The sequence below is a fragment of the Rhodococcus sp. NPDC056960 genome, assembly GCF_042674125.1.
Lineage (GTDB): Bacteria > Actinomycetota > Actinomycetes > Mycobacteriales > Mycobacteriaceae > Rhodococcus_F.
The window spans coordinates 97,971-121,137 of record NZ_JBHURF010000029.1; the positions used below are offsets into that span (position 1 = coordinate 97,971).

Annotated in this window: 26 protein-coding genes; 11 read left to right on the top strand and 15 right to left on the bottom strand. The window is 69.1% G+C overall.

Features of this window, described 5'->3' with window-relative positions:
- Nucleotides 1–9: 9 nt before the first annotated feature.
- From ACFTWF_RS35745 to ACFTWF_RS35755, 3 genes are read right to left on the bottom strand one after another with little or no spacing between them, the layout of a single operon-like run.
- Complete coding sequence (locus tag ACFTWF_RS35745) at nucleotides 10–810, bottom strand: carbon-nitrogen hydrolase family protein (protein WP_378465802.1); 801 nt, start codon at nucleotides 808–810, stop codon at nucleotides 10–12.
- A gap of 35 nt (nucleotides 811–845) precedes the next feature.
- On the bottom strand, nucleotides 846–1,730 hold the full coding sequence (gene purU, locus ACFTWF_RS35750) for a formyltetrahydrofolate deformylase (RefSeq protein ID WP_378465803.1): 885 nt from the start codon (nucleotides 1,728–1,730) through the stop codon (nucleotides 846–848).
- A gap of 13 nt (nucleotides 1,731–1,743) precedes the next feature.
- Complete coding sequence (locus ACFTWF_RS35755) at nucleotides 1,744–2,577, bottom strand: class I SAM-dependent methyltransferase (protein ID WP_378465804.1); 834 nt, start codon at nucleotides 2,575–2,577, stop codon at nucleotides 1,744–1,746.
- Nucleotides 2,578–2,634: 57 nt separating this feature from the next.
- On the opposite strand from ACFTWF_RS35755, the gene deoC reads away from it, so the two are divergent.
- Nucleotides 2,635–3,300, top strand: coding sequence for a deoxyribose-phosphate aldolase (gene deoC / locus ACFTWF_RS35760; RefSeq protein ID WP_378465805.1), 666 nt, complete (start codon nucleotides 2,635–2,637; stop codon nucleotides 3,298–3,300).
- 12 nt (nucleotides 3,301–3,312) lie between these two features.
- Here the strand turns inward: deoC and ACFTWF_RS35765 are convergent, their stop codons facing one another.
- Nucleotides 3,313–4,080 carry a DUF2993 domain-containing protein gene (locus ACFTWF_RS35765; RefSeq protein ID WP_378465806.1) on the bottom strand — a complete coding sequence of 256 codons (768 nt, stop codon included), beginning with the start codon at nucleotides 4,078–4,080 and terminating at the stop codon, nucleotides 3,313–3,315.
- 114 nt (nucleotides 4,081–4,194) lie between these two features.
- On the opposite strand from ACFTWF_RS35765, the gene ACFTWF_RS35770 reads away from it, so the two are divergent.
- Entirely contained in the window at nucleotides 4,195–4,812 is a 618-nt protein-coding gene (locus ACFTWF_RS35770; RefSeq protein WP_378465807.1) for a hypothetical protein, read from the top strand.
- Between the two features lie 4 nt (nucleotides 4,813–4,816).
- Here the strand turns inward: ACFTWF_RS35770 and ACFTWF_RS35775 are convergent, their stop codons facing one another.
- The 4 genes from ACFTWF_RS35775 to ACFTWF_RS35790 all read right to left on the bottom strand — a co-directional run bounded on the left by ACFTWF_RS35775 (nucleotide 4,817) and on the right by ACFTWF_RS35790 (nucleotide 8,572).
- Complete coding sequence (locus tag ACFTWF_RS35775) at nucleotides 4,817–6,364, bottom strand: TROVE domain-containing protein (protein WP_378465808.1); 1,548 nt, start codon at nucleotides 6,362–6,364, stop codon at nucleotides 4,817–4,819.
- A 339-nt stretch (nucleotides 6,365–6,703) separates the two neighbouring features.
- Nucleotides 6,704–7,501 carry a class I SAM-dependent methyltransferase gene (locus ACFTWF_RS35780; protein WP_378465809.1) on the bottom strand — a complete coding sequence of 266 codons (798 nt, stop codon included), beginning with the start codon at nucleotides 7,499–7,501 and terminating at the stop codon, nucleotides 6,704–6,706.
- A gap of 21 nt (nucleotides 7,502–7,522) precedes the next feature.
- A complete protein-coding gene (locus ACFTWF_RS35785) occupies nucleotides 7,523–8,023 on the bottom strand; it encodes a DUF2505 domain-containing protein (RefSeq protein ID WP_378465810.1) in 501 nt (166 codons plus the stop codon).
- A 51-nt stretch (nucleotides 8,024–8,074) separates the two neighbouring features.
- Nucleotides 8,075–8,572, bottom strand: a complete 498-nt coding sequence (locus ACFTWF_RS35790) for a DUF2505 domain-containing protein (protein ID WP_378465811.1) — start codon at nucleotides 8,570–8,572, stop codon at nucleotides 8,075–8,077.
- A gap of 25 nt (nucleotides 8,573–8,597) precedes the next feature.
- On the opposite strand from ACFTWF_RS35790, the gene ACFTWF_RS35795 reads away from it, so the two are divergent.
- Together ACFTWF_RS35795 and ACFTWF_RS35800 are read left to right on the top strand one after the other, a co-directional pair.
- Nucleotides 8,598–9,689 carry a UDP-N-acetylmuramate dehydrogenase gene (locus ACFTWF_RS35795; RefSeq protein WP_378465831.1) on the top strand — a complete coding sequence of 364 codons (1,092 nt, stop codon included), beginning with the start codon at nucleotides 8,598–8,600 and terminating at the stop codon, nucleotides 9,687–9,689.
- A gap of 33 nt (nucleotides 9,690–9,722) precedes the next feature.
- Complete coding sequence (locus tag ACFTWF_RS35800; protein ID WP_378465812.1) at nucleotides 9,723–10,904, top strand: Ig-like domain-containing protein; 1,182 nt, start codon at nucleotides 9,723–9,725, stop codon at nucleotides 10,902–10,904.
- A 324-nt stretch (nucleotides 10,905–11,228) separates the two neighbouring features.
- On the opposite strand, the gene ACFTWF_RS35805 is transcribed toward ACFTWF_RS35800, so the two are convergent.
- The 3 genes from ACFTWF_RS35805 to ACFTWF_RS35815 form a co-directional block, all read right to left on the bottom strand.
- Nucleotides 11,229–11,975, bottom strand: coding sequence for an SDR family NAD(P)-dependent oxidoreductase (locus ACFTWF_RS35805; RefSeq protein WP_378465813.1), 747 nt, complete (start codon nucleotides 11,973–11,975; stop codon nucleotides 11,229–11,231).
- A 9-nt stretch (nucleotides 11,976–11,984) separates the two neighbouring features.
- Nucleotides 11,985–12,932 carry a TauD/TfdA dioxygenase family protein gene (locus ACFTWF_RS35810; RefSeq protein WP_378465814.1) on the bottom strand — a complete coding sequence of 316 codons (948 nt, stop codon included), beginning with the start codon at nucleotides 12,930–12,932 and terminating at the stop codon, nucleotides 11,985–11,987.
- Nucleotides 12,933–13,109: 177 nt separating this feature from the next.
- On the bottom strand, nucleotides 13,110–13,403 hold the full coding sequence (locus ACFTWF_RS35815; RefSeq protein WP_185725228.1) for a chorismate mutase: 294 nt from the start codon (nucleotides 13,401–13,403) through the stop codon (nucleotides 13,110–13,112).
- Nucleotides 13,404–13,776: 373 nt separating this feature from the next.
- On the opposite strand from ACFTWF_RS35815, the gene ACFTWF_RS35820 reads away from it, so the two are divergent.
- Complete coding sequence (locus ACFTWF_RS35820) at nucleotides 13,777–15,054, top strand: ROK family protein (RefSeq protein ID WP_378465815.1); 1,278 nt, start codon at nucleotides 13,777–13,779, stop codon at nucleotides 15,052–15,054.
- Nucleotides 15,055–15,138: 84 nt separating this feature from the next.
- On the opposite strand, the gene ACFTWF_RS35825 is transcribed toward ACFTWF_RS35820, so the two are convergent.
- Nucleotides 15,139–15,729 (bottom strand): DUF742 domain-containing protein, encoded by a 591-nt coding sequence (locus ACFTWF_RS35825; RefSeq protein WP_378465816.1) that lies wholly within the window; start codon nucleotides 15,727–15,729, stop codon nucleotides 15,139–15,141.
- A 120-nt stretch (nucleotides 15,730–15,849) separates the two neighbouring features.
- Between ACFTWF_RS35825 and ACFTWF_RS35830 the strand changes: the two genes are divergently transcribed.
- Entirely contained in the window at nucleotides 15,850–16,515 is a 666-nt protein-coding gene (locus ACFTWF_RS35830) for an isochorismatase family cysteine hydrolase (protein ID WP_378465817.1), read from the top strand.
- Here the strand turns inward: ACFTWF_RS35830 and ACFTWF_RS35835 are convergent.
- From ACFTWF_RS35835 to ACFTWF_RS35845, 3 genes are all read right to left on the bottom strand, one after another.
- A complete protein-coding gene (locus ACFTWF_RS35835; protein ID WP_378465818.1) occupies nucleotides 16,508–17,539 on the bottom strand; it encodes a tocopherol cyclase family protein in 1,032 nt (343 codons plus the stop codon). The two genes, ACFTWF_RS35830 and ACFTWF_RS35835, sit on opposite strands and share 8 nt — an antisense overlap.
- 3 nt (nucleotides 17,540–17,542) lie before the next feature.
- The gene (locus ACFTWF_RS35840) at nucleotides 17,543–17,947 is read right to left on the bottom strand and encodes a PaaI family thioesterase (RefSeq protein ID WP_378465819.1); all 405 of its coding nucleotides are present in this window, start codon (nucleotides 17,945–17,947) and stop codon (nucleotides 17,543–17,545) included.
- Between the two features lie 79 nt (nucleotides 17,948–18,026).
- Entirely contained in the window at nucleotides 18,027–18,800 is a 774-nt protein-coding gene (locus tag ACFTWF_RS35845) for a PIG-L family deacetylase (protein WP_378465820.1), read from the bottom strand.
- Between the two features lie 56 nt (nucleotides 18,801–18,856).
- Between ACFTWF_RS35845 and ACFTWF_RS35850 the strand changes: the two genes are divergently transcribed.
- The 5 genes from ACFTWF_RS35850 to ACFTWF_RS35870 form a co-directional block, all read left to right on the top strand.
- A complete protein-coding gene (locus tag ACFTWF_RS35850) occupies nucleotides 18,857–20,059 on the top strand; it encodes an MFS transporter (RefSeq protein WP_378465821.1) in 1,203 nt (400 codons plus the stop codon).
- Nucleotides 20,005–20,832: an alpha/beta fold hydrolase gene (locus tag ACFTWF_RS35855; protein WP_378465822.1), complete on the top strand. Its 828-nt coding sequence runs from the start codon at nucleotides 20,005–20,007 to the stop codon at nucleotides 20,830–20,832. The genes ACFTWF_RS35850 and ACFTWF_RS35855 overlap by 55 nt, the downstream gene beginning before the upstream one ends.
- Before the next feature lie 12 nt (nucleotides 20,833–20,844).
- Nucleotides 20,845–22,203: a D-inositol-3-phosphate glycosyltransferase gene (gene mshA / locus ACFTWF_RS35860; RefSeq protein ID WP_378465823.1), complete on the top strand. Its 1,359-nt coding sequence runs from the start codon at nucleotides 20,845–20,847 to the stop codon at nucleotides 22,201–22,203.
- Entirely contained in the window at nucleotides 22,200–22,691 is a 492-nt protein-coding gene (locus ACFTWF_RS35865; RefSeq protein WP_378465824.1) for a YbjN domain-containing protein, read from the top strand. Before mshA ends, ACFTWF_RS35865 begins: the two co-directional genes overlap by 4 nt.
- 147 nt (nucleotides 22,692–22,838) lie before the next feature.
- A partial coding sequence (locus tag ACFTWF_RS35870; RefSeq protein WP_378465825.1) for an AMP-binding protein occupies nucleotides 22,839–23,167 on the top strand: 329 nt, incomplete at its 3' end.

Genomic DNA, 23,167 nt, shown 5'->3' on the forward strand with positions numbered 1-23,167 from the left:
CGCCGGAATCTACTGCTTGGCGACCACACCGAAGCGGCGCAGCGACAGCGCCGGATTCGTGGCGCGGACCTCGGCGATGCGCTCGGGGGAGACGGTGCCGATCGCGGTCCCGACCCGTTCGCCGAGGGACGCGATCACCACTCCCATCGGATCGACGATCAGGGACGCGCCCGAACCCACCGGGCCGCTCTGATCGGCCGCGGCGGCGTACATGGTGTTCTCGATGGCTCGGGCGCGGACCAGCGTGGTCCAGTGGTCTTCCTTGAGCGGGCCCGACATCCACGCGGCCGGCAGGACCAGAACGTCCGCGCCCGCATCGACGATGCGCCGGGTCACCTCCGGGAACCGCAGGTCGTAACACGTCTGCATGCCGACGGTGATGCCGTCGACGGTGAACGTCTCGGGGCTGCCGATCGGGCCGGCCTGCACGACGTCCGACTCGCGGAATCCGAACGCGTCGTACAAGTGCAGCTTCCGATACGTGGCGGCGATGCCGCCGTCGGGCCCGACCGCGACGAGGGTGTTGAAGATGCGCCGTTCGCCCGGGATCGCTTCGTTGACCCCGGCGGCGACGGTCATCGCGTGCCGGGCAGCGATCTCGCGGAGCCCGGTGACGAACTCGCCGTCGAGCGATTCCGCGGAGTCCACGAACCGCTCGTCCATCGTCGGGATCGTGAACATCGCGAACTCGGGCGCGACCAGCATCCGTGCCCCGCCCGCCGCCGCCTCCGCCGCGAACCTCGCGATCAGGGCGAGGTTGTCCGCCTTCTCCGGACCGGCGGCGAACTGTGCAATTGCGACGTCGACCATGTCAGTGCCCTTCCTGCAGCCCGTGTGCGACGAAACTAGCTGAACACCACCGTCTTTCGGCCGTGTACGAGGACGCGGTCCTCGAGATGCCAGCGCAGGCCGCGGGAGAGTACGAGTTTCTCGATGTCGCGGCCCTGCCGGACCATGTCGGCGACCTCGTCGGCGTGGTCGACGCGGATCACGTCCTGCTCGATGATGGGGCCCGCGTCGAGTTCGGCGGTCACGTAGTGGCAGGTGGCGCCGATCAGTTTCACGCCGCGGGCGAACGCCTGGTGATACGGGCGGGCGCCGACGAAGGACGGCAGGAAGCTGTGGTGGATGTTGATCGCCCGGCCGGCCCAGTGCTCGCACAGTTCCGACGGCAGCACCTGCATGAACCGCGCCAGCACGACGGCGTCGGGGTCGTGGGCGTCGACCAGTTCCCGCACCTGCTCGAACGCGGGCCCGCGTTCGGCCGGATCCTTCGGGAACGGCACGTGGTGGAAGTCGATACCGTGCTGCCGCGTGACGGTCTCGAGGTCGCGGTGGTTGCCGATCACCGCGCAGATGTCGGCGGGCAGTTCGCCGCCGGCTGCACGGCCCAGCAGGTCGTGGAGGCAGTGCGCCTCCTTGCTCACCAACAGCACCACCCGCTTGCGCTCGCCGGTGTCGGACACGGTCCACTCGGTCTCGGGGCCGAGTTCGGCGGCCACCGCCGCGAACCGCTCCCGGAGTTCCTCGATGGACATGTCGACCGAGGACGCTCGGACCGCCTGACGGGTGAAGAACCAGCCGGTGTCCGCGTCGGCGTGGTACGCGGCCTCTACGATCCAGCCGCCGACCTCGGCGAGAAACGTCGAGATACGGGCGACGATGCCGGTGCGGTCGGGGCAGCCGAGAGACAGAACGTACCGGTGGTCGTCGGTCGAAGCAGCGCTCATGGGCACCAGTCTTTCAGGTCGCACTCCGGCCGTTCACCACGGCGGTACCGACGAGGGTTCCGGCGTCGACGTCGTGAATCGCGCGTTCGGTGAGCAGCTGCATGAGATCGAGACGAATCTGCTCGACCGTCCGCTCGTCGAACGGGGCGAGCGCGCGGCGGAAGGCCCCGCCGAGGACGAGGTTCCACGCGAACTCGGGAGTCGCGGGAATGATGTTGGACAGTTCCCGGACCTCGGTCGAGTGCGCGCCCAGCTCGCCCAGCCACTGGTGGAGCGCATCCGGGGTGTCGATGCGTTCGAGAGGGTCGAACGGCGACCCGGCCGGTTCGGGTGCGGGTTCCTGGTGACGGGCCACGGCGTCGTGGAACGCGTCCGCGAACGCACGCAGCGCGCCCCGCCGCCACACCGTGATCCCGACCTTCCCGCCGGGCCGGACGAGACGCGTGAGCCGGGTGAACGCGGCATCCATGTGGGGCAGGAAGAACACGCCGTACGAGCAGGCGAGCGCGTCGTAGCCGGCCTCCGGGACGGTGCTCGGCGGCTCCCAGGTGGTGGCGTCCGCGCAGACGAATTCGATGTTCTGCAAACCGCGGTCGGACGCCGTGATCCGGCCCCGCTCCAGGAGTTCGTCCGACAGGTCGACCCCGTGGACGAGTCCCGACGGCCCCACAGCGGTGGCCGCGGGCAGGGCAGAAGAGCCTGCGCCGCAGCACACGTCGAGGACGGCGTCACCGGGACGCAGCCCGAGCTGGAAGACGAGCGACTGCCCGGCCGGCGCCCACACGGCCGTCGTCAGCCGGTCGAACTCGAGCCGTGCCTCGTCGAAGATCGATCCCGGATCACTCATACGGCGATGCTAGGCCGTGCCGCGAGACCCGGACGGCATTGTGCGAAGCTCACAGGTATGTCCGACGCTGCACTGACCCGCTCCCAGGTGGCCGACCTCGTCGACCACACGCTCCTCAAACCCGAGGCCACCGCCGACGACGTGACGGCGCTGATCGACGAGGCGCGTGCGCTCGGTGTGCTCGCCGTCTGCGTGTCGCCGTCGATGCTGCCGGTCAGGGCGCCCGGCCTCGTGACCGCGGCGGTGGTCGGGTTCCCCTCGGGGAAGCACCACTCGCTGGTCAAGGGCGCCGAGGCCAGGCTCGCCGTGGATCAGGGCGCGCAGGAGATCGACATGGTGATCGACATCGGCGCCGCCGTGGCAGGCGATTTCAATGCGGTGCTCGCCGACGTCCTCACCGTGCGCGAGGCCGTCGGCGACAGCACCGTCCTGAAGGTGATCCTCGAGACCGCGGCACTCACCGACGAGGCGATCGTGGAATCGTGCCGGGCCGCCGAGCGGGCCGGTGCGAACTTCGTGAAGACGTCCACGGGATTCCACCCGGCTGGGGGAGCGACCGTGGAGGCGGTACGGCTGATGGCGCAGACCGTCGACGGGCGGATCGGGGTCAAGGCGAGCGGCGGGATCCGCACAGCGCAGGCCGCGCTCGACATGATCGCGGCGGGGGCCACGCGGCTGGGTCTGTCGGGAACCCGTGCCGTCCTCGACGGGTTGCCCGACTGACCCGGCGGCCGATCAGACCAGGAGGCCGCAGCTGCTCTGTTGCTCCTGCTGCTGTTGCTGGGTGCCCGCCGCGGGCATCGTGTAGGCGCCGCCTTCGAGGGTGATGTCGATGGCGTCGTCGGTGACCTTCAGGGACGTCGGCTGCATGCCGAGGGGGTAGGTCTGCAGACTCGACGTGAGGGTCTGGACGACCCCGTCGACGAGATCGGTGGGAAGACCGAAACCGAGGATCTCCGCCCCCACCGTGTCCACCTTCACGGTCCCGTTCACCACTTGGGGTCGCACCGTCAGGTCTGCGAGTCCGGCCGGGCCGACGGAGAACTTCAACGTCCCGGCGTTCGAGTCCGCGGTGACACCACTGATGAGCGAGCCGAACGCCTGCTGTTGCAGGGTCGCCAGGATGCCGGCGGTGGACCAGGTGACCTGGGCGTCCGAGCTGCCGATGGTGCCGCTGCTGTCGGCGGTGTTCTCGATCCGGATGTCGTTGACCTGGGCGTGGACCTGCATCCCCTGCGCGGGGCCGAACTTCGTGTCGTCGGAGTCGATGGTGATGTACGGGACGTTCTTGTCGATCGACTGCAGGAGGACCGGCTTCCAGCTCAGGCCGACGTCCACCTGCGAGCCGAGTTGGCTCTCGAACTGGTCTGCCATGCAGGTCTTCACTCGGTTGCGCACGTAGAGTTCGCCGCCGACGAGGACCGCGACGAGCGCCGCGATGACGACAAGAGAGATGACGAGCACACGGTTACTTCGGGGTGCGGAGTTCGTTCCGGCTGTCATTACACGGATTCTTCCCGACAACTCTGAGCAAATTCTGTGAACTGCGCGCGCGGCGGGTCGCCGAGATCCGCAGAAATTGTGATACGTGCCACAAATGCCCAGTAATGTAGGGGAATGTCCGGATGGTTGGCTCCACGTCCCGGTGACCCGGAGCGCGAAGGTGTCGGTGAAGAGCTGACACGCGTCGCGACGGCTCAGGCGGGTTTCTTCACCACTGCGCAGGCGTTGCGCCTCGGTTTCGCCGCCGACGACATCAGCGAGCACCTCGCCGACGGTTCGTGGGTCAAGATCGAGCGAGATCTGTTCCGCTTGAAGGATTGCCCGCACTCCGATCTCGAGGAGTTCGCGAAGTGGTGCACCTGGTTTGGTGCCGCCGCCGCGGTCTCACATCAGAGTGCCGCCGAACTTCACGGTCTCGGGCACCTGTATCCGCGGTTCATCCACCTCTCCACGGTGTTGTCGCCGCCCTCGCCCACGCAGCAGTTGGCGTTGCATCGGCGGTCCCTCCGCCCGGAGGACTGCGAACAGGTCGGCCCCATCCGCATCACCACGCCGATGTGCACCGCCCTCGACCTCGCCGCCAGCGGTATCTCGCAGGAACTGCTCGACGAGGTGGTCGCCGACGGCGTCGCGATCGGGCGCCTGAACGCACGCGCACTGCACGGAGAATGCGGGTCGCTGCCGGCGCAGGTGGCGCAGCGCGTCGAACACGCACTGGCCACCTGCACCTGAGCAGTCAGAACGGCCACTCGCCGTCCCTGGCGGTCTCCAGTAGCGGGATCATCGAGAATCCCCCGTCCGACAGTCCGCCGAACGTGTGACGGTTCGCGGTGCCCGTCGGCCCGTGACCGTGCCGGTAACCCGCCACGTTCCACGTGTACACGGGGACGTCCGCCGGGACGTGCCGGGTCGGGTCACCCCACGCCGCCTGCTCGTCGGTGACGATGACGACGCGATCGTGGGCGCGGTAGTGCTTCCGCACCGCCGACACGGTGTCCGTGCCGCCGAGATCACCGAAACTGTCGACCACCCGCAGCACCGGCTGGTGCTGGAACGGCACGTACCGGCTGTCCGTGCCGAACTCGACGAGGTTCGCCCGTTCGGCGCGCGCCGCCAGAACGGTGCCGAACACCGCGGCCGCGTCGGCCCGCGTCAGTTCCGACCGCGCCGAGACGCGGCTGTAGAACATCGAACCGGACCGGTCGACGAGCACCAGCGTGCGGCCGGGCAGCGACGGGACCGCGGACAGCGATGCCCCCAGCGCACGCTCGAGCGCATGTCCCCACCGCAGGCTCGGCGCGTTCCGGTACGCCGCGAGGAACCGCAGCGGTAGCTGCCGCGACGTCGCGACCTCGCCCGGATCGGCGATCCGGGCCGCCACCTGGTCCGCGACGTGGTCGGGGATCCCGGCCTCGTCGAAGTTCCTCAGGTTAAGCAGAAGCGCCATGTATCCCATGGACGGGATCATCGCGCTCCATGCCGCCGCATCCATCGGTCCCTGCAGCCAGCCTGCCAGCGACTCCCACGTCATGCCGGCCGCCGACAGCCGCTCCGGATTCCGCAGGACGGCACGCCGATCCTCCGGCGGGAGAGCCGCCAGCGACGCTCGTTCCGTGAGTATCCGCAGGCCGGTGGGGACCGTGTTCTCGCGTCCCTGCCGACGGTCGATCGCGTGCCGGAACAGCTCACCCTGCCACGTCGCGGACGGCGACGCATGGGTGAGCTCGAGGACGTCGCCGAAGCGGACGTCCCGGGCATCGGAATCCCACTTCAGCAGCGAGCGTTCCGAGTACAGCCGGACGGCGGCGTCGGCGACGCCGCGCTTCACCGGCTTCGGGATCGAACGACCGTGGCGCGCAATCCAGTAGGCGAGCATCTCGCCCGGCTCGTCGGCCCGCTGCAGCGCCGAGGCGATGACGGCACGGTTGCCGCCGTGCAGGCCGGCGCCGAGCCGGGCCCGGACGAACTCCGCGGCGGCCACCACCGACGCCGAACGCAGATGCGCGTCGCGGCGCAGCCACCCGATCAGGCGAGCGGTCCACTCCGGATCCGACAGCGTGACCTCGTGGATCAGCTCGACGAACCGCCCGTCGCGGTCGGAGGCCGACTCGTAGAAGGTGTCCTCACCGACCATGGTGGTGACCGCGAGGAGGAACAGCTCGCTCTTCGCGTCGCGGACGTAGCCGCTGCCGCCTTCGAAGGTGCGGCCGGCGGCCATCGCCTCCGATGTGACGGGGCTCTGTATCTTGCTGCGGCGCAGCGTCTTCAGGTTGAACTTGCTCATGGGTGTTCCTCCTTCCGGGAGGTTCCGGGGGACGTGCGGAGTGCGCGCCACCCGAGATCGAAGCGACGGCGGGGTGCGGAATCGAACCGCGTGCTTGCGCACTTCGCCTGAGAAGTATCCGCCGTCTGCGCACCGGGTGGCGCGCACGCATGTCGTGCCGAGATCGGAGTCGGTGAAGGCACGGACGCGCTCTACCGCTGAGCTACAGGGACGTGCGTCCCTGACCGGATTCGAACCGGCGACCACGCGATCAACAGTCGAAGTAACCCTCGCCTGCGCACCGGCACAACATGTTTCGTGAAGTGACTCTACGGGGCGAGCTCGGGGATGTCGCGTGAATTAATTTACGCCGGAACCGGGTGCGACCAGTGCCCACGGCACGGTGAGGATGTTGTCGCGGAGCCGGCGACGCTGAGGTTGCACGGGAAGCCCCTGCGCGCGCAGCAGTTCGAGGGCGGCCCGCCACCGCACCCGGGGTCCGAACGAGCCGTGCGGCGCCGCGGTGGCCCAGGCGCGATCCGCCGCCGTGAGGAGTGCGTGCACCGGCTCGCCCGGGACGTTGCGGTGGATCAGCGCCTTGGGCAGCCGTTCGGCGATGTCCGAGGGTTTGTCCACGGCGAACGGATCCCACGCCAGCGTCAGCGACAGCGGTCCGGTGGCGTCGAGAAGCACCCACGCGCAGCGGCGGCCCAGTTCGTCACAGGTGCCGTCGACGATCAATCCGCCCGGCGCGAGCCCGGACTGCATGCGCGCCCAGGCCGGCCCGACCGCGTCCTCGGGATACTGCCGCAGCACGTTGAACGCGCGGACCAGGACCGGTCGCAGTCCGGAGAGTTCGAACCCGCCGCGGGCGAAACTCACTCCGTTCCGGCTCTCGACCACGCGCTCGGGGTCGATCTCGAGCCCGACCACGCGGCGGTCGCCGCGCACGGCGGTCAGCCGGTCGGCCAGCTCGAACGTGGTGTGCGGGCGGGCGCCGTACCCGAGGTCGACGACGAGCGGGTCGGCGGACGCGTGCAGCGTGCGGCGCACCAGCTCGTCGTGGACGAGCCAGCGGTCGCTGCGCCGCAGCCGATTGATGCCGGTCGTGCCCCGGGTGATGACACCGTGAGGCCGCCTCAGCGTCGCTGAAGTCATGGGAAATCTGTGCGCCGGCTGCTAGTGCTGCGACAACCAGGTTTCGGTGATCTCGGCCTCGGCACGGAAGAGGTCGATCAGATTGACGAGCATCAACTGCTCGAGCTTCCCGCCGACGAACGGCAGGTACACCTTGGCCTCGGACGACGTGCGGAACGTGCACCCCGTCTCGGTGGCGAACAGCTTCATCGTGCCCGTGAGGCTGCCCGGGCCCGCCGGGATCGACGCCTCGTACGTGCCCGTGGTCGGCTCACCGAAGGGCGTGTACGACTCCGTGCGCGTGATGACCATGTCCTTCTTCATCACGGTCTGCGCGATCTCGGGGAGCTCCGACCGCGGCAGGATGTGGTGCAGGACGATGTCGATCCCGTCGTCGGTCACGTCGAAGTGCTCGATGTGATTCTCGGAGTACTTCCGCATCTCCTCGATGCGCGCATCCCAGTAGTCACGGTTGGTGAACGCGTTGTACACCTCTTTCGGGGTGTGCTTGTAACGGGCTGAGTAGTCGATGCGGCGAGCCATGATCGCCAAGGTTACCGGCTGGGACCCGACGCCAGGGACACCCGCCCCAGGTCAGGCCCCGAGCCACTGCTCCGTGAACTTCTGCTCCTTCGCGATGAGACGCAGGACCTCGTCGGCGATCGCACCCTCGATCTTGCCGCCGATCAGCGGGATCCGGACGTCGGCTTTGCCTTCGACCTGCACATTCGATCCGGAATCGGCGGCCGTCAGGGTCTGCGTCCCCGAGATCGTCGCAGGCGCGCCCTGCACCTCGGCCGTGAACGTGCCCTCGGCGCGGTCGCCGTCGAGGGCGCCCCACGTCTCCGTGCGCTTGATCACGAGATCGCCGGATCGGACCTTCGAGACGATGCTGGGCAGGTGCTCGGCGGGAATCGACTGAGACATGGCCACCGAGATGGTGCCCGGTCCGGTCGTGACCTGATCCAGCGTGGCTCCCGGCCCTCCGACCCGGTCGAGACGGTCGCGCCAGTACTGCTCGGTGATCAGGCCCGCATGGACCTGGGCGACGGGAAACGCATAGGACGACGAATGCTCGATGCGGCGACTCACGATCCGCAGGCTACCGTTTGCGGTTGTGTGGGATGTGAGCATTGTCAGTCAACTCGTCGATTCGGGCGCCTTCGTCTCCGAGAACCTCGAACTGTCGGGGATGACCACCCTGCGGGTGGGCGGGCCGGCGCGAATCGTGGCCGAGTGCCCGAACACGCAGGTGCTCGTCGACGTCGTGCGGTTGCTCGACGGTGCCCGCATTCCGACGCTGATCCTCGCCGGCGGCTCCAATCTGGTGGTCGGGGACGACGGATTCGACGGCGTGGTGGTGCGTGTGTGCAACACCACAGTCGGCCTGGAGGAGGGATTCGTCACTGCCGAGGCGGGCGCCGAGTGGGATCAGGTCGTCGCGCAGACCGTCGCGGCGGAACTGGGCGGGCTTGAATGCCTGTCCGGAATTCCCGGGTCGACGGGGGCCACACCGGTCCAGAACGTCGGTGCGTACGGCGTCGAGATCGGATCGATGCTTCGGCGGGTGCACCTGCTCGACCGGCGCACGGGGACGGCGCGGTGGGTCGAACCCGGCGCCCTCGGTCTCGGCTACCGCACCAGCGTTCTCAAGCACTCCGACGCCGCCCTGGTGCTGGCGGTGGAACTGACGGTCCATCCGGACGGGCTCTCCGAACCGCTGCGCTACCGCGAACTCGTCGCGGCGCTCGACGGTTCCGAGGGCGATCGGCTGCCGTCGGCGCAGGTCCGCGAAGCCGTGCTGGACCTGCGCCGGGGCAAGGGCATGGTGCTCGACCCCGACGATCACGACACGTGGAGTGCGGGCTCGTTCTTCACCAACCCCGTGGTGCCCGACGGGGAATTGGCGAGTGTCCTCGCCGCGATCGAGGCCCGACTCGGCGACGTCGCCGTTCCGCAGTACCCGGCCGACGGCGGAACGAAGTTGTCTGCCGGTTGGCTGATCGAGCGTGCCGGCTACTCCAAGGGGTATCCCGGGGACAACGCGGTCGCGCGACTGTCCACCAAGCACACGCTCGCACTGACCAACCGTGGCACCGCGAAGAGTGAGGACCTTCTGTCCTTGGCCCGTGACGTGCGCGACGGCGTCCAGACGGCGTTCGGCGTCCGGCTCGAGCCCGAACCCGTGACGGTCGGCTGCGCCATCTGAAGACGGGTCGGTAGCACAGGTAATCTGTTAGCTGTGCATGAACTGGGTTCCCGGACAAGTCGATCACGCGTGGCGTCGGTCGCGGCGGCGCTGATCGCGTTTCTCCTACTGCTGACCGGATGCACGGTCTCCGAGTCGGGAACCGCGACCGCGCCGCCCGAACCGGCAGTCGACGTCACCCTGAACCCGGCCTCGGGAACCGAGGACGTCAGCCCGGTGTCGCCGATCTCCGCGACCGCGGCGCAGGGCACCTTCACCGACATCTCGCTCGTCAACGCCGAGGGCCGTGCCGTGCAGGGTGTGCTCTCACCCGACCGGACCACGTTCACCGTCGCGGAGGCGCTGGGCTACGGCGCCACCTACACGTGGAACGGCACGGCACTCGGCACAGACGGCAAGTCCGTCGCCGTCGACGGCAGTTTCACCACGCTCGAACCCGACGCGACGATCGGCGCCACCCTCAACATCGCCGACGGCCAGGAGGTCGGGATCGCGGCACCGATCATCGTCCAGTTCCACGATTCCGTGGAGGACAAGGCCGCGGTCGAGAAGGCCATGACCGTCACGACCAACCCGCCCACCCCCGGCGCGTGGGCGTGGCTGGCCGACGACAACGGGTCGCGCGCGCACTGGCGTCCGCAGAACTACTGGGCCCCCGGCACCACCGTCGCCCTGGACGCCAAGCTGTACGGAGTGGACTTCGGCGGGGGAGCGTACGGCGAGGAGGATCTGTCGCTGAACTTCACCGTCGGACGCAGTCAGATCGTGATCGCGAACGCCCCCAGCCACCGCATGCAGGTGGTGCGCGGCGGCGAGACCGTCATGGACATCCCGGTCAGCTACGGCGAGGGCAACGAGGCGCGCAACGTCACGCGCAGCGGCATCCACATGGTGACCGAGAAGCACGAGGACTTCCTCATGTCCAACCCGCCGTTCTACGAGAACGTGCGCGAGCGGTGGGCCGTCCGCATTTCCAACAACGGCGAGTTCATCCACGCCAACCCCGAGACCGTCGGCGTCCAGGGTTCGTCCAACGTCACCAACGGCTGCATCAACCTGTCCCTGGAGGACGCGCAGCAGTACTTCGGCACGGCGATGTACGGCGATCCCGTCGAGGTGACCGGGACGTCGATCGACCTGTCGCCCGCCGACGGCGACATCTACGACTGGGCCATCGACTGGCCCGAATGGCAGTCCCTCTCCGCCCTCGCATAGGTGAGTGGCATTGTGTGCCCGGGCACACAATGCCACTCACGTGCGGTGTGGTCGGCGAACTTTCTCGGAATCCGGTGGAACCGAAACCGAATCGGCTGCGTCTATCTGAATGAGGGCACGCCGACGACGCCGTGTCCTCGGGCACAACTGTGGGGTGTCGTCCGCTGTCGAGGGGTCGACGGACGACCCCCGACAGTCCGAATCGGCAGGGGGACTCTGTGATGGGATGGATGTTGCTGGTGTCGGTGATATCGATCGTGGCGGGACTGTGGACCGTGGTCCTGCTCCTCGAACACCAGGACAGGCGGACGGCGGCGAGATCGCTTACGTCGTGCGGTGAAAACGTCCGGACGAGGCCTGATCTCGCGGCTTGACGACGATCTGGTCGATGTTCACGTGGGACGGCCGCGAGGCGACGAATCCGATGATGTCGGCGATGTCCGCGGCCATCAGCGGGGTGATGCCCTCGTAGACCTTGTCGGCGCGTTCCTGGTCGCCCTCGAAGCGCACCAGTGAGAACTCGGTTTCCACTGCGCCCGGGGCGATCTCGGTGACCCGGACCGGCTGGCCGAGGAGTTCGCCGCGCAGCGTGCGGTGCAGGACGGCCTGCGCGTGCTTGGCCGTCGTGTAGCCGGAACCGTTGTCGTACGCCTCCAGCGCGGCCACGGACGTGACGGTGACGACGAGGCCGTCGCCCGACTCGACCAGCTTCGGCAGCAACGCCTTCGTGACCCGGAGGGTGCCCAGGACATTCGTTTCCCACATCCACCGCCAGTCGTCGAGATCGGCCTCGGCAACGGTGGCCAGTCCCTTGGCGCCGCCCGCATTGTTGACGAGCACGTCGACTCTCGGCAGTACCGCGGCGAACGCGTCCACGGAATCCTGATCCGTGACGTCGAGTTCGAGCGCGGTACCGCCGATGTCTTCGGCGATCTTCTCCAGACGATCCAGTCGCCGGGCCCCGATGACCACATGAAATCCCTGCTCGGCAAGGGTGCGGGCGGTGGCTTCTCCGATTCCGGAGCTCGCTCCGGTGACGACGGCGATGCGGGTGTCAGGTGAAAGGGTCATGCCGTCATGTTAGGGCTCGTCGATGACGGAGTATCCACTCGCGTCGCCGGCGATGCTGCGGCTGCGCTCGCCCCGGATGTCGACGGGGACGTCGCCTGCCAGGGTGATGCGGTTGAGGCGCCGGTACTGGTCGTCGTAATCGGCGACCGCGTAGTGCTGGGTGGCACGGTTGTCCCAGATGGCGACGTCGCCGTCCTGCCAGTTCCACCGCGTGGTGAATTCGAGCGAGATGGCGTGATCCTGCAGAACCCGGAACAGCGCCTGCGACTGGGTGCTGCTCAGGCCGACGAGGCTCTTGATGAAATGGCCGAGCAGGAGGGTGCGTTCGCCGGTCTCGGGGTGCACGCGCACCACCGGGTGCTCCGTCTCGAAATACGTGGACTGGAACTCGGCGCGGTACTCGGTGGCCTTCTCGTCCTGCGCACGCTCCGCGCTGGTCGCGGCGTAGTCGTAGACGTTGGTGTGCGTCGCCCACAGGTTGTCGGCGAGAACCTTCAGGGGTTCGGGCAGTGCGTTGTAGGCGGCGACACCCGATGCCCACGTGGTGGATCCGCCGTAGGTGGGCAGTTTCACGGCACGCAGGATCGATGCCTTCGGGATGCGATCGACGAACGTGACGTCGGTGTGCCAGCTGTTGGCCTTGCCGTAGTCGGAGTCGATGGGCAGGATCTTCGTGCCGCGCGACGTGACGGTCGGGTGCGCGGTGGTGGGGGAGCCGAGGAGCTCCGCGAACTCGTACTGTGAGTCGTCGGTCAGGTGGTCCTGGCCGCGGAAGAAGATGACCTTGTGCGCGAGCAGCGCCTGCCGGATGAGCGACACGGTGGCGGCGTCGAGGTCGCCGCCGAGCCGGACGCCCTCGATCCGGGCGCCGATGTGGGCGCCGAGCTTGACGACGCTCGCAGCGGAGGGGGAAGCGTCGGCTTCGGTCACGGACTCGGGCGCGAAATCGATGGACATGATGGACCTTTCGGATACCGGAGGCGGTGGAGTCCCGTAACCGAACCATCGCGCCGCGCGTTACCGGAAGGATTTGCGTCACCCTGATCGCAACCGGACGGCGAACAACGCCCAGTGCCGCTTGGGGCGCTGGACGCTGCTCTCGCTCCCGGTGTCGACCGAGTTGTGGTGTGGGGGCTACCTCTTCCGGTAGGTGGAGGAGAACGGCGGACGCGCCAGCCGGAGCAGTTCGAGCGCGAGCAGGGAACCCCGTGGCCCCAGTTCGTCCTGATACCGCCGGATCACGTCCGTCTCGCCGCCGAGCGCGACCATGGGCGCTCCTGTCTCGACCCGCGTCCGCGCGGCGAGCTGTGCGAGAGCGAGCCGGCGATTGACGGCGTCCAGGATCTCCGCGTCGAGGCGGGCGATCTCGGCGTGAATTCGGCTCAGGTCGGCGGACCCGGTGGCGGGTTCCGCGTGGATCTCGGTCATCGTCGCTCCTCGACCTGGTGAAGACCTGGTGGCTGTGTACATCCATCGTCCGGCGACGGGCCGAATCCGGACAGCCACCCTGGGGGTGGAGAGTCCCACCCCCAGACACCCTCCGATTGGTGAAACCGGGCGAAGCTGCTATTTTCGTGTCATGTCCTCAGGCCAGTCGACCGCTCCGCGGGTCACCTACGTGACCTCCGCGCTGGGTTCGCGGCTGCCCTTGGCGCGGGAACTGTGTTGTCGCTGTCTCAGCATCTGCAGCTAATTCGCGCCGTCTTCTCCTGATCGACCGTCCCTCTCGTCCCATTCTTTTCGGGACGGATGCAGCGTTCGGACGAAGGTGCGCACCGCCTCCGCATGCAAGGACTGCCACGTGTCTACCCCCACGCTCACCATTCCCAACCGCACCGGATCCGCGTCCCGATTCCCGCGGCCGGCGTCGTCCCGTCCTCGTCTCCACATCGTTCCCCCCGAACTGCGCATCAGCGACGGTCCGGCCGCGGGTGTTCTGCGGGTTGCCCGGTCTCGGGGGCCGCTGTCGCGGGACGTCGCCGCGAAGGCGACCGGACTGAGCATTGCCACCGTCAACCGTCAGGTGTCGGCCCTGCTCGACCTCGGTCTGCTGCGTGAGCGCGGCGACCTCACGCCGTCCGGCGCGATCGGGCGTCCGCGCGTTCCGTTCGAGGTCAACCACGAGCCGTACCTGACGGTCGGCATCCACATCGGCGCGGTCGTGACCAGCATCATCGCGAGCGATCTGCGGGGAAAGGTCCTCGGCGCGGTCGAGGTGCCGACCCCGCAGGGAGCGTCCGCCGACGCGCTCACCGCCATCGCTCGCAGTGCACGAGCCTTCGCCTCCCGCTGGCACCGGCGCCGTCCGCTGTGGGCGGGTGTCGCGCTCGGTGGGCGAGTCGATCCGCAGACCGGTGTCGTCGACCATCCGCGGCTGGGATGGAGGTCCGCGCAGGTCGGCGCCGTCATCGCCACCGGACTCGGACTGCCCGTGTCCGTCGCCGCGCACGTCGAGGCGATGGCCGCGTCCGAGCTGCTGCTCAGCCCGGACAGCGAAGACGGTGTGGCGCAAGGCGAAACGGGCCTGTACTTCTACGCTCGCGAGACTGCGGGCATCGCGATCACCATCGACGGCCGCGTGCACACACCGTCGAGCGGCCCCGGTTCCATCGCGCATTTGCCGACCGGCTCGTCCGCGCTGTGCTCGTGCGGCTCACGCGGATGCCTCGAGGCGACGATCAGCGATCGCGCGGTCCTCTCCGCAGCCCTCGATGCGGGCATCCTTCCGGAGTCGAACCAGCGGCCGACGATGAGCGCCCTCTACAAGGTGGCGGCCTCGGGTTCCGTTCCCGCACATGATCTTCTGGTGAATCGCGCCCAGGTGCTGGGCAAGACGGTGGCCATGCTGCGGGATCTGTTCAACCCCGACCGGGTGATCCTCGGCGGTCAGGCGTTCACCGAGTACCCGGCCGGTATTCCGCACGTCGCGGAGGCCTTCGCGCAGGCGTCGTCGCTGGAGCGCAGGGACATTCGCATCTCCGGTTTCGGCAACCGGGTGCAGGAGTACGCGTCGACGGTGGTGTCGCTGAGCACCATCTACTCCGATCCGGTCGGGGCGATGCGCCGGACCTCGCTCTAGCGTCACGGCAATTCGTCGGCCGCACAGGCAACAACATGTGCGGCTGACGAATTCGTGTGAGCGGGTGCGGCGCCCGGGGAGGGCTCAGATCTTGCGCAGCCCGTCGAGGACGCGCTGCATCAGTTCCCGGTCCGGTCCGGTGGACCCGGCCGTCTCGTGCACGGTCACCGCCCCGGCGGCAGCCAGGTCGCCGACGAGCACCCGCGCGACCCCCAGCGGGATCGACGCGAGCGACGCGATCTCGGCCACCGACCGCGGCTCGGAGCACAGCGCGAAGACGCGGCGCGGTTCGTCCGGCGCCGGCATCCCGTCCACCACCGCCTCCCCGTCCGCGCCGGCCACGACGAGTGCCTCGAGCGGCAGATCGACCCCGGACACGGTTCTCCCGCCCGTGAGAATGAACGGTCGCACGATGGAGACGGTGTCCTCGGGCACCACCCATTCGGTGGACCTGTCGTAGGCCTCGGACGGTTCGTCGACGGGTTCGGGCACGGCGTCCACCTGCGCCGGCATCTCCTGGGCGGAGGCGGGCGGGACCCACTCGGACGACCCCGGCGACACCGCATCCGCTGTCGACGACTGCTCGTTCCGGGCGCCGCGCCCGCGTCGTGCGGCCGACCCGAAACGCGCCCCTGTCGCGCCGATCAACGGCCAGTTCTCATCGCTCACAGTCATCGGTCGGGACCCTTCTCGCACTACCCCACCCGCTCCATCGTCCCAAACCCCGCTGTCGTGTGAACGAACCGGTCCCTGTGATTCCGGCTACACGCTGCGCGCGAGCGATAGATTTGCAGCGTGACCCATTGGCGGCAGAACGCGGATCCGTTCCTCGCGCCCGATCTCGGCCGGTCCGCGCTGCTCGTCGTCGACATGCAGGTGGACTTCGTGGACGGCGGGACGGCCCCGATCCCGGGCACGTCGGCGGTGCTGCCCGCGATTGCGCGTCTCGTGGACGCCTACCGGGAGTCCGCGGCCCCGATCGTGCACGTCGTCCGGTTGTATGCGGGTGACGACGTGGACCTGTGCCGGCGCCGCGTGATCGCGGCCGGACTCGGCATCGTCGGACCGGGCACCGCCGGCTCCCAGGTGGCGCCCGAGTTGGGCGTGCCGCCGTTGGACACCGAGTGTCTCCTCGCGGGACGCCTGCAGGCCGTCTCGCCCACCGAGATGGTCCTGTTCAAGCCTCGGTGGAGTGCGTTCTACCGCACGGACCTCGACGACCACCTGCGCCGGTGGCGGGTCGACACGGTGGTGATCGCGGGGTGCAACTACGCCAACTGCCCGCGAGCCACGACGGTCGATGCCAGCGCCCGCGACTACCGGGTTCTCGTCGCCGCCGATGCGATCTCGGGCGTCGACGCGCGCCATCTGGAGGAGGCCGGACGCATCGGGGTACTCCACGCGGAGACCGACGAGATCGTCGCTGCGTTGCAACCACCCGAACTCGAAGTGATCAGCTGAGGGGAGGCGCCGACGTCGCGTCCGGCGGCGCACCCCGCCTGCGCAGTTCCGCGCGCGCCCGCTCGATGCCGCCGTGCTCCAATGCGGCGAGCGGTGACTCGTCCGCCCACACCAGCTCACCACGACGGCGGACCGTCACACTCATCGATCCCGCCAGGTGCTCGAGGGCGCCGGGAATGTTGCGACGCTCGGCGGGGAGCGGCACCGGCAGTACGTGGGCCGCGCCCAACGGTGAGGCGCCCTCGATCTCGACGCTCCACGTGCGGCCGCGACCGCGCAGCCACCACCGGTCGTCGGTGACGTGCGCGCGGACGGGGGAGGTGACCGGGTTGCCGAGGCGGATCACCGTGCCGTCGGGCAGCGCGACGACGACGGCCGTGACCTCGGTGCGCAGCCTGCCCGCGGTGATCTCGCCTCCCGCGAACGCGACACACGCCTGCCGGTCGGCGAAACCCTGGGCCTGACCCCACCACCAATAGTCGGGGAATCCGCCCTTGCCCCAATTCTTTTCGCCGTACACCTGGGCGCCGTCGAGGTCGATCTCGGTGCCGCCCAGCACGGCCGTTCCCTCGGCCCTGCCGCCGAGCAACCACGGATGCCAGTACTGGTTGAGTGCGGGCACGGTCTGGAACACACTCGACCCGCCGAGCCGGCGCCGCGGCCACGGGACCTGCGCGCCGACCCGGACGTCGAGCCGGGCGTCCGGCCCGAGATCCACCCGGACCCGGTCGACGGACCCACGGAACCGGTCGCCGGCGAACGCGCCGAGTCCGGTCGGGTTGGCGTAGCCCTCCGGATGCGCGGCGGTCCGCAGGAACCGGGTGGGGTGACCGGCGAGGCCGAGCGTGGCCCAGTGTCCGTCGGCGGCCCGGTTGATTCCGGCCAGCGCGACGACGACCTGTCCCGTCGCGGGCTGGGTGAACCGCCAGAAATAGCCCTCGATCGCAACGTCGTGCGCGGCGAGGAGGTTGCCGAACGGCAGATCCGCGCCCGTCGTGCGGTATGCCCGCAGCAGCCGCGACATCCGTCAGCTTCCCGGCTGCGGATGCAGCACTGCCTGCGACTGTGTCACCTGCGCCACGAGGCGGTCCTCGTCGTCCCGCAGTTCGGTGACGATCGCGACCGTGCTCCGTCCGGCGTGCAGTGGGCGCGCCGTCGCGGTGACGGTGCCCTTCCGGACGCCGCGGGTGAACACGGTGCTCGAACTCGTCGTCGACGTCGCCGCTCCCGCGGGCAGATTGAGGACCGCGCAGACGGCGCCGACGCTGTCGGCGAGCGTCATCAGCGCGCCCCCGTGCATGCCGTTCCCGGCGGTGGTGCGGTGCTGTTCCCAGTCGAGGTGCCCGACCACTTCCTCGGGCGCGGCCTTGGTGAGGCGAACCCCCGTGTGCACGGCGAACGGCATGGTCGCGACGAGATCAGCGGGATCCATACCCGTGGATGCTAGGCGCGGAGCCGAACCCGCGCAGGCAGTTTGCGAGGCTGGGTCACCGGATCTCGGAACCGGTCGGTCAGAGGGGAAGCGACGACTCCGCGAGCCCGGCCGGTGCCCCGCGTCGGCGGAACCACTCCCGGCCGAACGCCGCCAGAAGCTGCTCCTCGGGCATCTGCAGGAACGGGCCGAAATCCCCGATCTGGGTGGCGTGCGCATGCATCGCGGCGCGCTTGGCGTCCATCGCCGAGCTGACGTCCACGACCGTCGTGATCTCGGAATCGGGAAGCCCGAACGTGTCGAGGTCCGGCGTTTGAGCGTTGTCGGACCACTCGGGATTGGCGGCCAAGAGACTCCGGAGGTGGTCTCGGCTCACAGCAGCCTCGTAGACGTGCGGCACACCGGCCAGTTCGGCGGCGCGGATGCCGACGTGGTGAACCTGGACATGATCCGGGTGTCCGTAACCACCGTTCGGGTCGTAGACGGTGACCACGTCGGCGGATTCCTCGACGAGGATCGCCGCGACCCGGGCAGCGGCCTCCTCGACGTCGACGTTGCAGAACGCCGCGGGATTCTCGTTCTCCGGCGTTCCCGCCATCCCCGAATCCGCATAGTGCAGCAACACCACTCGCTGGGCGCCCAGCAGCGACGTCGACTCCTCCAACTCGCGCCGCCGCCGTTCGGCGAGTGATTCGCCTTCGGTCAGGATCCCGTCGGGGGCCTCGCCGAGCGCCCCGTCCGTCGCGGTGACCACTACGACGCGATGGCCGGCGTCCGCTGCCTGACGCATCACGCCGCCCGTCGTGAACACCTCGTCGTCGGGATGGGCGTGGAAACACACCAGGACACTCATGAGCGCAATACTTGCACGTGCTGGAAGTCGCGGCCACGATCTGTGAGGCTCGACGCGTGCTCGGTACCTATCGTCAGATCTTCGCGGCCCCCGGCTCGGCAGCGTTCTCCGCCGCAGGATTCGTCGCCCGCGTACCGATCGCCATGGTCGGCATCGGCATCGTCACGATGCTGTCCGAACTGCGCGGCGACTACGCACTTGCCGGCGCACTCGCCGCGGTGTTCGCACTGACCTACGCGTTCATCACGCCGGTCGTGTCCCGCGCGGTGGACCGGTACGGACAGTCCCGCGTCCTCCCCGTCGCGTCGGGAATCAGCGCGACATCCATCGCCGCGATGCTGGTGTGCGTCCGGTTCGGGACGCCCGACTGGGTGCTGTTCGTGTGGGCCGTCCCCGCCGGCTGCATGCCCACGATCGGTGCGATGGTGCGCGCCCGCTGGACCGAGCTGTACCGCGGCACGCCACTGCTGCGGACGGCGTTCGCGTTCGAGGCGGTGGTGGACGAACTGTGCTTCATCGCGGGCCCGGTGGTGTCCGTGGGGCTGTCCGTCGCGGTGTTCCCCGAGGCGGGACCGCTGGCGGGTCTCGTCCTGCTGGTGGTCGGCACGCTCGCGCTCGTCGCCCAGCGCGGCACCGAACCACCCGTGCATCCGCCGGCGCGCGACGGCCGCCCCTCCGTCGTCCGGACACCCGCCGTGTGGATCCTGGTGGCGATCATGGTGTCGATGGGCACGATCTTCGGCGTCATCGACGTCGGTGCGATCGCGTTCACCCGGCGCCACGACGCACCCGCCTCCGCCACTGTGGTGCTGGCCCTGTTCGCGGCCGGTTCCGCGGCGGCGGGCATCGTGTTCGGCACGATCCGGGTGTCCGCGTCGCTCCGGAAACAGCTGATGGTCGCGGTCCTCGCGGTGGCGGTCCTGACGATTCCGCTGCTGCTGGCCGGCAGCATCCCGGCGCTCGCCGTCGCCTACGCGGTGGCGGGAATGACGGTGGCGCCGATCATGATCGTCACCACCGGTCTCGTCGAGCAGATCGTGCCCGCGGCCGCGCTCACCGAGGGCATCACCTGGATCGTCACCGGACTGGGCGTCGGCGTCGCCGTGGGGTCGGCGCTCGCGGGCAGGATGATCGACGAATTCGGCACCACAGCGGGTTACGCGGTGGCGGCGGCCGCCGCGCTGCTGGCCTCTATGGTGACCCCATGGCTATTCGTGAAGCAGTCGGCGTCGACGGAACCCCCCTCGTCTACTCGGTGACCGGAGCCCCCGACGCGCGGGCCCTGGTTCTCCTGCACGGCTGGGCGCAGTCCTCGAAATGCTGGGGCCCCGGAGTGCTCGGCGAACTCGCGGCCCGCTACCGCGTCATCGCCGTCGACTTGCGCGGACACGGTTACTCCGGTGCGCCCGACACCGGCTACGACGACTCCGCGATCTGGGCCGGAGACGTCGACGCCGTGCTCACCGCCGAAGGCGTCACGTCCGGCGCCGTGCTCCTCGGCTGGTCCTACGGCGGCCTCGTGATCTGCGACTACCTGTCGTCGCACGGCACGTCCGCCGTCGACGGCGTCGTCCTCGTCGGAGCCATCACCAGCATCGGCCGCGGCGAGGCCGGCGGCAAGGTCGGCGCGGCGATGCGGGCGGCGATCCCCGACGCGATGTCGGAAGAACCGCGCGACGCGATCCGCGCGCTCGGCGCGTTCGGCACCGCGCTCACGGGACCGCCGGAAGGCAAGGGCGCCCAGTCGCAGGCGCTGTTCGGTGCCAGCCTCGCCACCCCGCCGCGCGTGCGGGCCGCACTGTTCAACCGGTCCGCGAGCAACGACGACCTGCTGCGGTCACTCGACGTCCCGGCGCTCGTCCTGCATGGCACCGAGGACTCGGTCGTCGACGTCTCCGCAGGTAGGCATGCTGTCGAACTGATCCCGCAGTCGCGAGCGTCGTTCTGGGACGGCTGCGACCACGCGCCGTTCGTGGAGGATCCCGAGAGGTTCGTCAAGGAGGTCGGCGACTTCGTCGACAACCTCGGTTAAAGGCGGCGATCGGTGAGGGAGCACTATGGAGTGGTGACGCCCATGCACAATTCGCGCCCCCGCAGGGTGGCCGTCCTCTCGGTCCACACCTCACCGCTGGCGCAGCCCGGTACCGGCGACGCGGGCGGCATGAACGTCTACGTGCTGCAATCCGCCATCCAGATGGCACGTCGTGGCGTCGAGGTGGAGATCTTCACCCGCGCCACGTCGTCGGCCGACGCCCCGGTTCAGGAAGCAGCACCGGGGGTCCTCGTCCGCAACGTCGTCGCCGGCCCGTTCGAGGGCCTGGACAAGCAGGATCTGCCCACCCAGCTGTGCGCATTCGTTGCCGGGGTGCTCCGCGAGGAGGCCCGCCACGAGCCCGGTTACTACAACCTGGTGCACTCGCACTACTGGCTGTCGGGTCAGGTCGGCTGGCTCGCCCGGGACCGGTGGGGGGTGCCGCTCGTGCACACCGCGCACACGCTCGCGGCCGTCAAGAATCTGTCGCTCGCCGAGGGCGACACCCCCGAACCCGCCGCCCGCCAGATCGGGGAGCAGCAGGTGGTGGCCGAGTCCGACCGGCTCGTGGCCAACACCACCGACGAATCCGATCAGCTGGTCCGGCACTACGGCGCCGACCCCAACCGCATCGACGTGGTGGCGCCCGGCGCCGACCTGACGCGGTACCGGCCGGGTGACCGCGCCGCGGCCCGGGCAGGGCTCGGACTCGACCCCCGCGAGACGATCGTGACGTTCGTCGGAAGGATCCAGCCGCTCAAGGCGCCCGACGTCCTGCTGCGCGCCGCAGCGGAACTGATCGCCCGAGACCCGGAGTCGACGCTGCGGGTGCTCGTGGTCGGAGGTCCCTCCGGTTCCGGGCTCGCCCGGCCGGACGCGTTGATCGAACTCGCGTCCTCCCTCGGCATCGCCGCGCGGGTGACGTTCCTGCCACCGCAGGCGCCCGATCGGCTCGCCGACGTATACCGGGCCTCGGATCTCGTTGCCGTGCCGAGTTATTCGGAGTCCTTCGGGCTCGTCGCCATCGAGGCGCAGGCCTGCGGCACGCCGGTGATCGCCGCGAACGTGGGCGGCCTCGGCGTCGCCGTCCGGCACGGCGAGACCGGTCTGCTGGTGGACGGGCACCGCACCGAGGACTGGGCGACCGCATTGCAGTCGCTGGTCTCGGACCCCGCCCGGCTCACCGCACTCGCGGCCGAGGCCCCGCGTCACGCCGAGAACTTCTCCTGGGAACACACCGCCGACGGACTCCTCGAGAGCTATCGGATGGCGACCGTCAACTACAACTACGGAAACGGCCCGAGCGAATTCTCCCCGCGTCGCGGACGTGGGCTGTGGAAGCTGCGCCGGGCCGGGGGAGTGCGCGCATGACCGACCTGGCCGACGTGATCGAGTCCGCTCTGACCGAACGTGAGTTGGACTTCACGAGGAAGGACTCGACGCACTTCGTCGTCGAGTTGCCCGGCGAGCGCAAACTCAAGACCACCACGCTGCTGACCGTCGGCAAGCACGGTCTGCGACTCGAGGCCTTCGTCTGCCGCAAGCCGGACGAGAACTTCGAAGGCGTCTACAAGTACCTGTTGCGGCGCAATCGCCGGTTGTACTCGGTGGCGTACACGATCGACAAGGTCGGCGACATCTACCTGGTCGGCCAGATCGCCGAGCACGCGGTGACCGCGGACGAACTGGACCGGATCCTCGGGCAGGTCCTGGAGGCGGCGGACGGTGATTTCAACACCCTCCTCGAACTCGGATTCGCGGGTTCCATCAAGCGGGAATGGGAGTGGCGCGTCTCACGCGGAGAGTCGCTGGCGAACCTGAAACCGTTCGAACATCTCATCGAGGATTCGCACGACTGAGCGCTGGTAAACCGCCCTCCGGTGGGAGATACGCGCGGGTAGAGTTGCGGCGAACCTGTGACTGTGGTCACAGGTCGCGTGCATGTTTCTGATGTTCACAGAAACTTGTACCGACTACTGCTGCTGCAACACGAGGGAGAGGCCCCAGTGAGCTTCAAGAGCCCGTTTCCGGACGTCGAGATCCCGAACCTCAGTGTCTACGAGTTCCTCTTCGGCCGGGTCGACCCGGCGGACCTGGACCGGCCCGCGCTGATCGACGGTGCCTCCGGCGCGGTCACCACCTACCGGACCCTCACCACCCAGATCGACGCGGTGGCCGGGGCACTGGCCGCACGCGGGCTCGCGGTCGGCGACGTCGTCGGCCTGCATTCACCGAACGTGCCCGCGTTCGCGTCGGTGTTCCACGGCATCCTCCGCGCCGGCGGTGTCGCCACCACCATCAACGCCCTCTACACCGCCGAGGACATCGCCAAACA

What these genes read in the sequence shown, in the direction of transcription:
- ACFTWF_RS35840 (WP_378465819.1), bottom strand. Translation starts at nt 17,947, where the DNA reads ATGGATCCCGCTGATCTCGTCGCGACCATGCCGTTCGCCGTGCACACG.
- ACFTWF_RS35775 (WP_378465808.1), bottom strand. Translation starts at nt 6,364, where the DNA reads ATGAGCAAGTTCAACCTGAAGACGCTGCGCCGCAGCAAGATACAGAGC.
- ACFTWF_RS35765 (WP_378465806.1), bottom strand. Translation starts at nt 4,080, where the DNA reads ATGACAGCCGGAACGAACTCCGCACCCCGAAGTAACCGTGTGCTCGTC.
- deoC (WP_378465805.1), top strand. Translation starts at nt 2,635, where the DNA reads ATGTCCGACGCTGCACTGACCCGCTCCCAGGTGGCCGACCTCGTCGAC.
- ACFTWF_RS35805 (WP_378465813.1), bottom strand. Translation starts at nt 11,975, where the DNA reads ATGACCCTTTCACCTGACACCCGCATCGCCGTCGTCACCGGAGCGAGC.
- ACFTWF_RS35835 (WP_378465818.1), bottom strand. Translation starts at nt 17,539, where the DNA reads ATGTCGCGGCTGCTGCGGGCATACCGCACGACGGGCGCGGATCTGCCG.
- ACFTWF_RS35780 (WP_378465809.1), bottom strand. Translation starts at nt 7,501, where the DNA reads ATGACTTCAGCGACGCTGAGGCGGCCTCACGGTGTCATCACCCGGGGC.
- ACFTWF_RS35785 (WP_378465810.1), bottom strand. Translation starts at nt 8,023, where the DNA reads ATGGCTCGCCGCATCGACTACTCAGCCCGTTACAAGCACACCCCGAAA.
- ACFTWF_RS35825 (WP_378465816.1), bottom strand. Translation starts at nt 15,729, where the DNA reads ATGACTGTGAGCGATGAGAACTGGCCGTTGATCGGCGCGACAGGGGCG.
- ACFTWF_RS35855 (WP_378465822.1), top strand. Translation starts at nt 20,005, where the DNA reads ATGGCTATTCGTGAAGCAGTCGGCGTCGACGGAACCCCCCTCGTCTAC.
- ACFTWF_RS35845 (WP_378465820.1), bottom strand. Translation starts at nt 18,800, where the DNA reads ATGAGTGTCCTGGTGTGTTTCCACGCCCATCCCGACGACGAGGTGTTC.
- ACFTWF_RS35745 (WP_378465802.1), bottom strand. Translation starts at nt 810, where the DNA reads ATGGTCGACGTCGCAATTGCACAGTTCGCCGCCGGTCCGGAGAAGGCG.
- ACFTWF_RS35815 (WP_185725228.1), bottom strand. Translation starts at nt 13,403, where the DNA reads ATGACCGAGATCCACGCGGAACCCGCCACCGGGTCCGCCGACCTGAGC.
- ACFTWF_RS35770 (WP_378465807.1), top strand. Translation starts at nt 4,195, where the DNA reads ATGTCCGGATGGTTGGCTCCACGTCCCGGTGACCCGGAGCGCGAAGGT.
- ACFTWF_RS35755 (WP_378465804.1), bottom strand. Translation starts at nt 2,577, where the DNA reads ATGAGTGATCCGGGATCGATCTTCGACGAGGCACGGCTCGAGTTCGAC.
- ACFTWF_RS35810 (WP_378465814.1), bottom strand. Translation starts at nt 12,932, where the DNA reads ATGTCCATCGATTTCGCGCCCGAGTCCGTGACCGAAGCCGACGCTTCC.
- purU (WP_378465803.1), bottom strand. Translation starts at nt 1,730, where the DNA reads ATGAGCGCTGCTTCGACCGACGACCACCGGTACGTTCTGTCTCTCGGC.
- ACFTWF_RS35865 (WP_378465824.1), top strand. Translation starts at nt 22,200, where the DNA reads ATGACCGACCTGGCCGACGTGATCGAGTCCGCTCTGACCGAACGTGAG.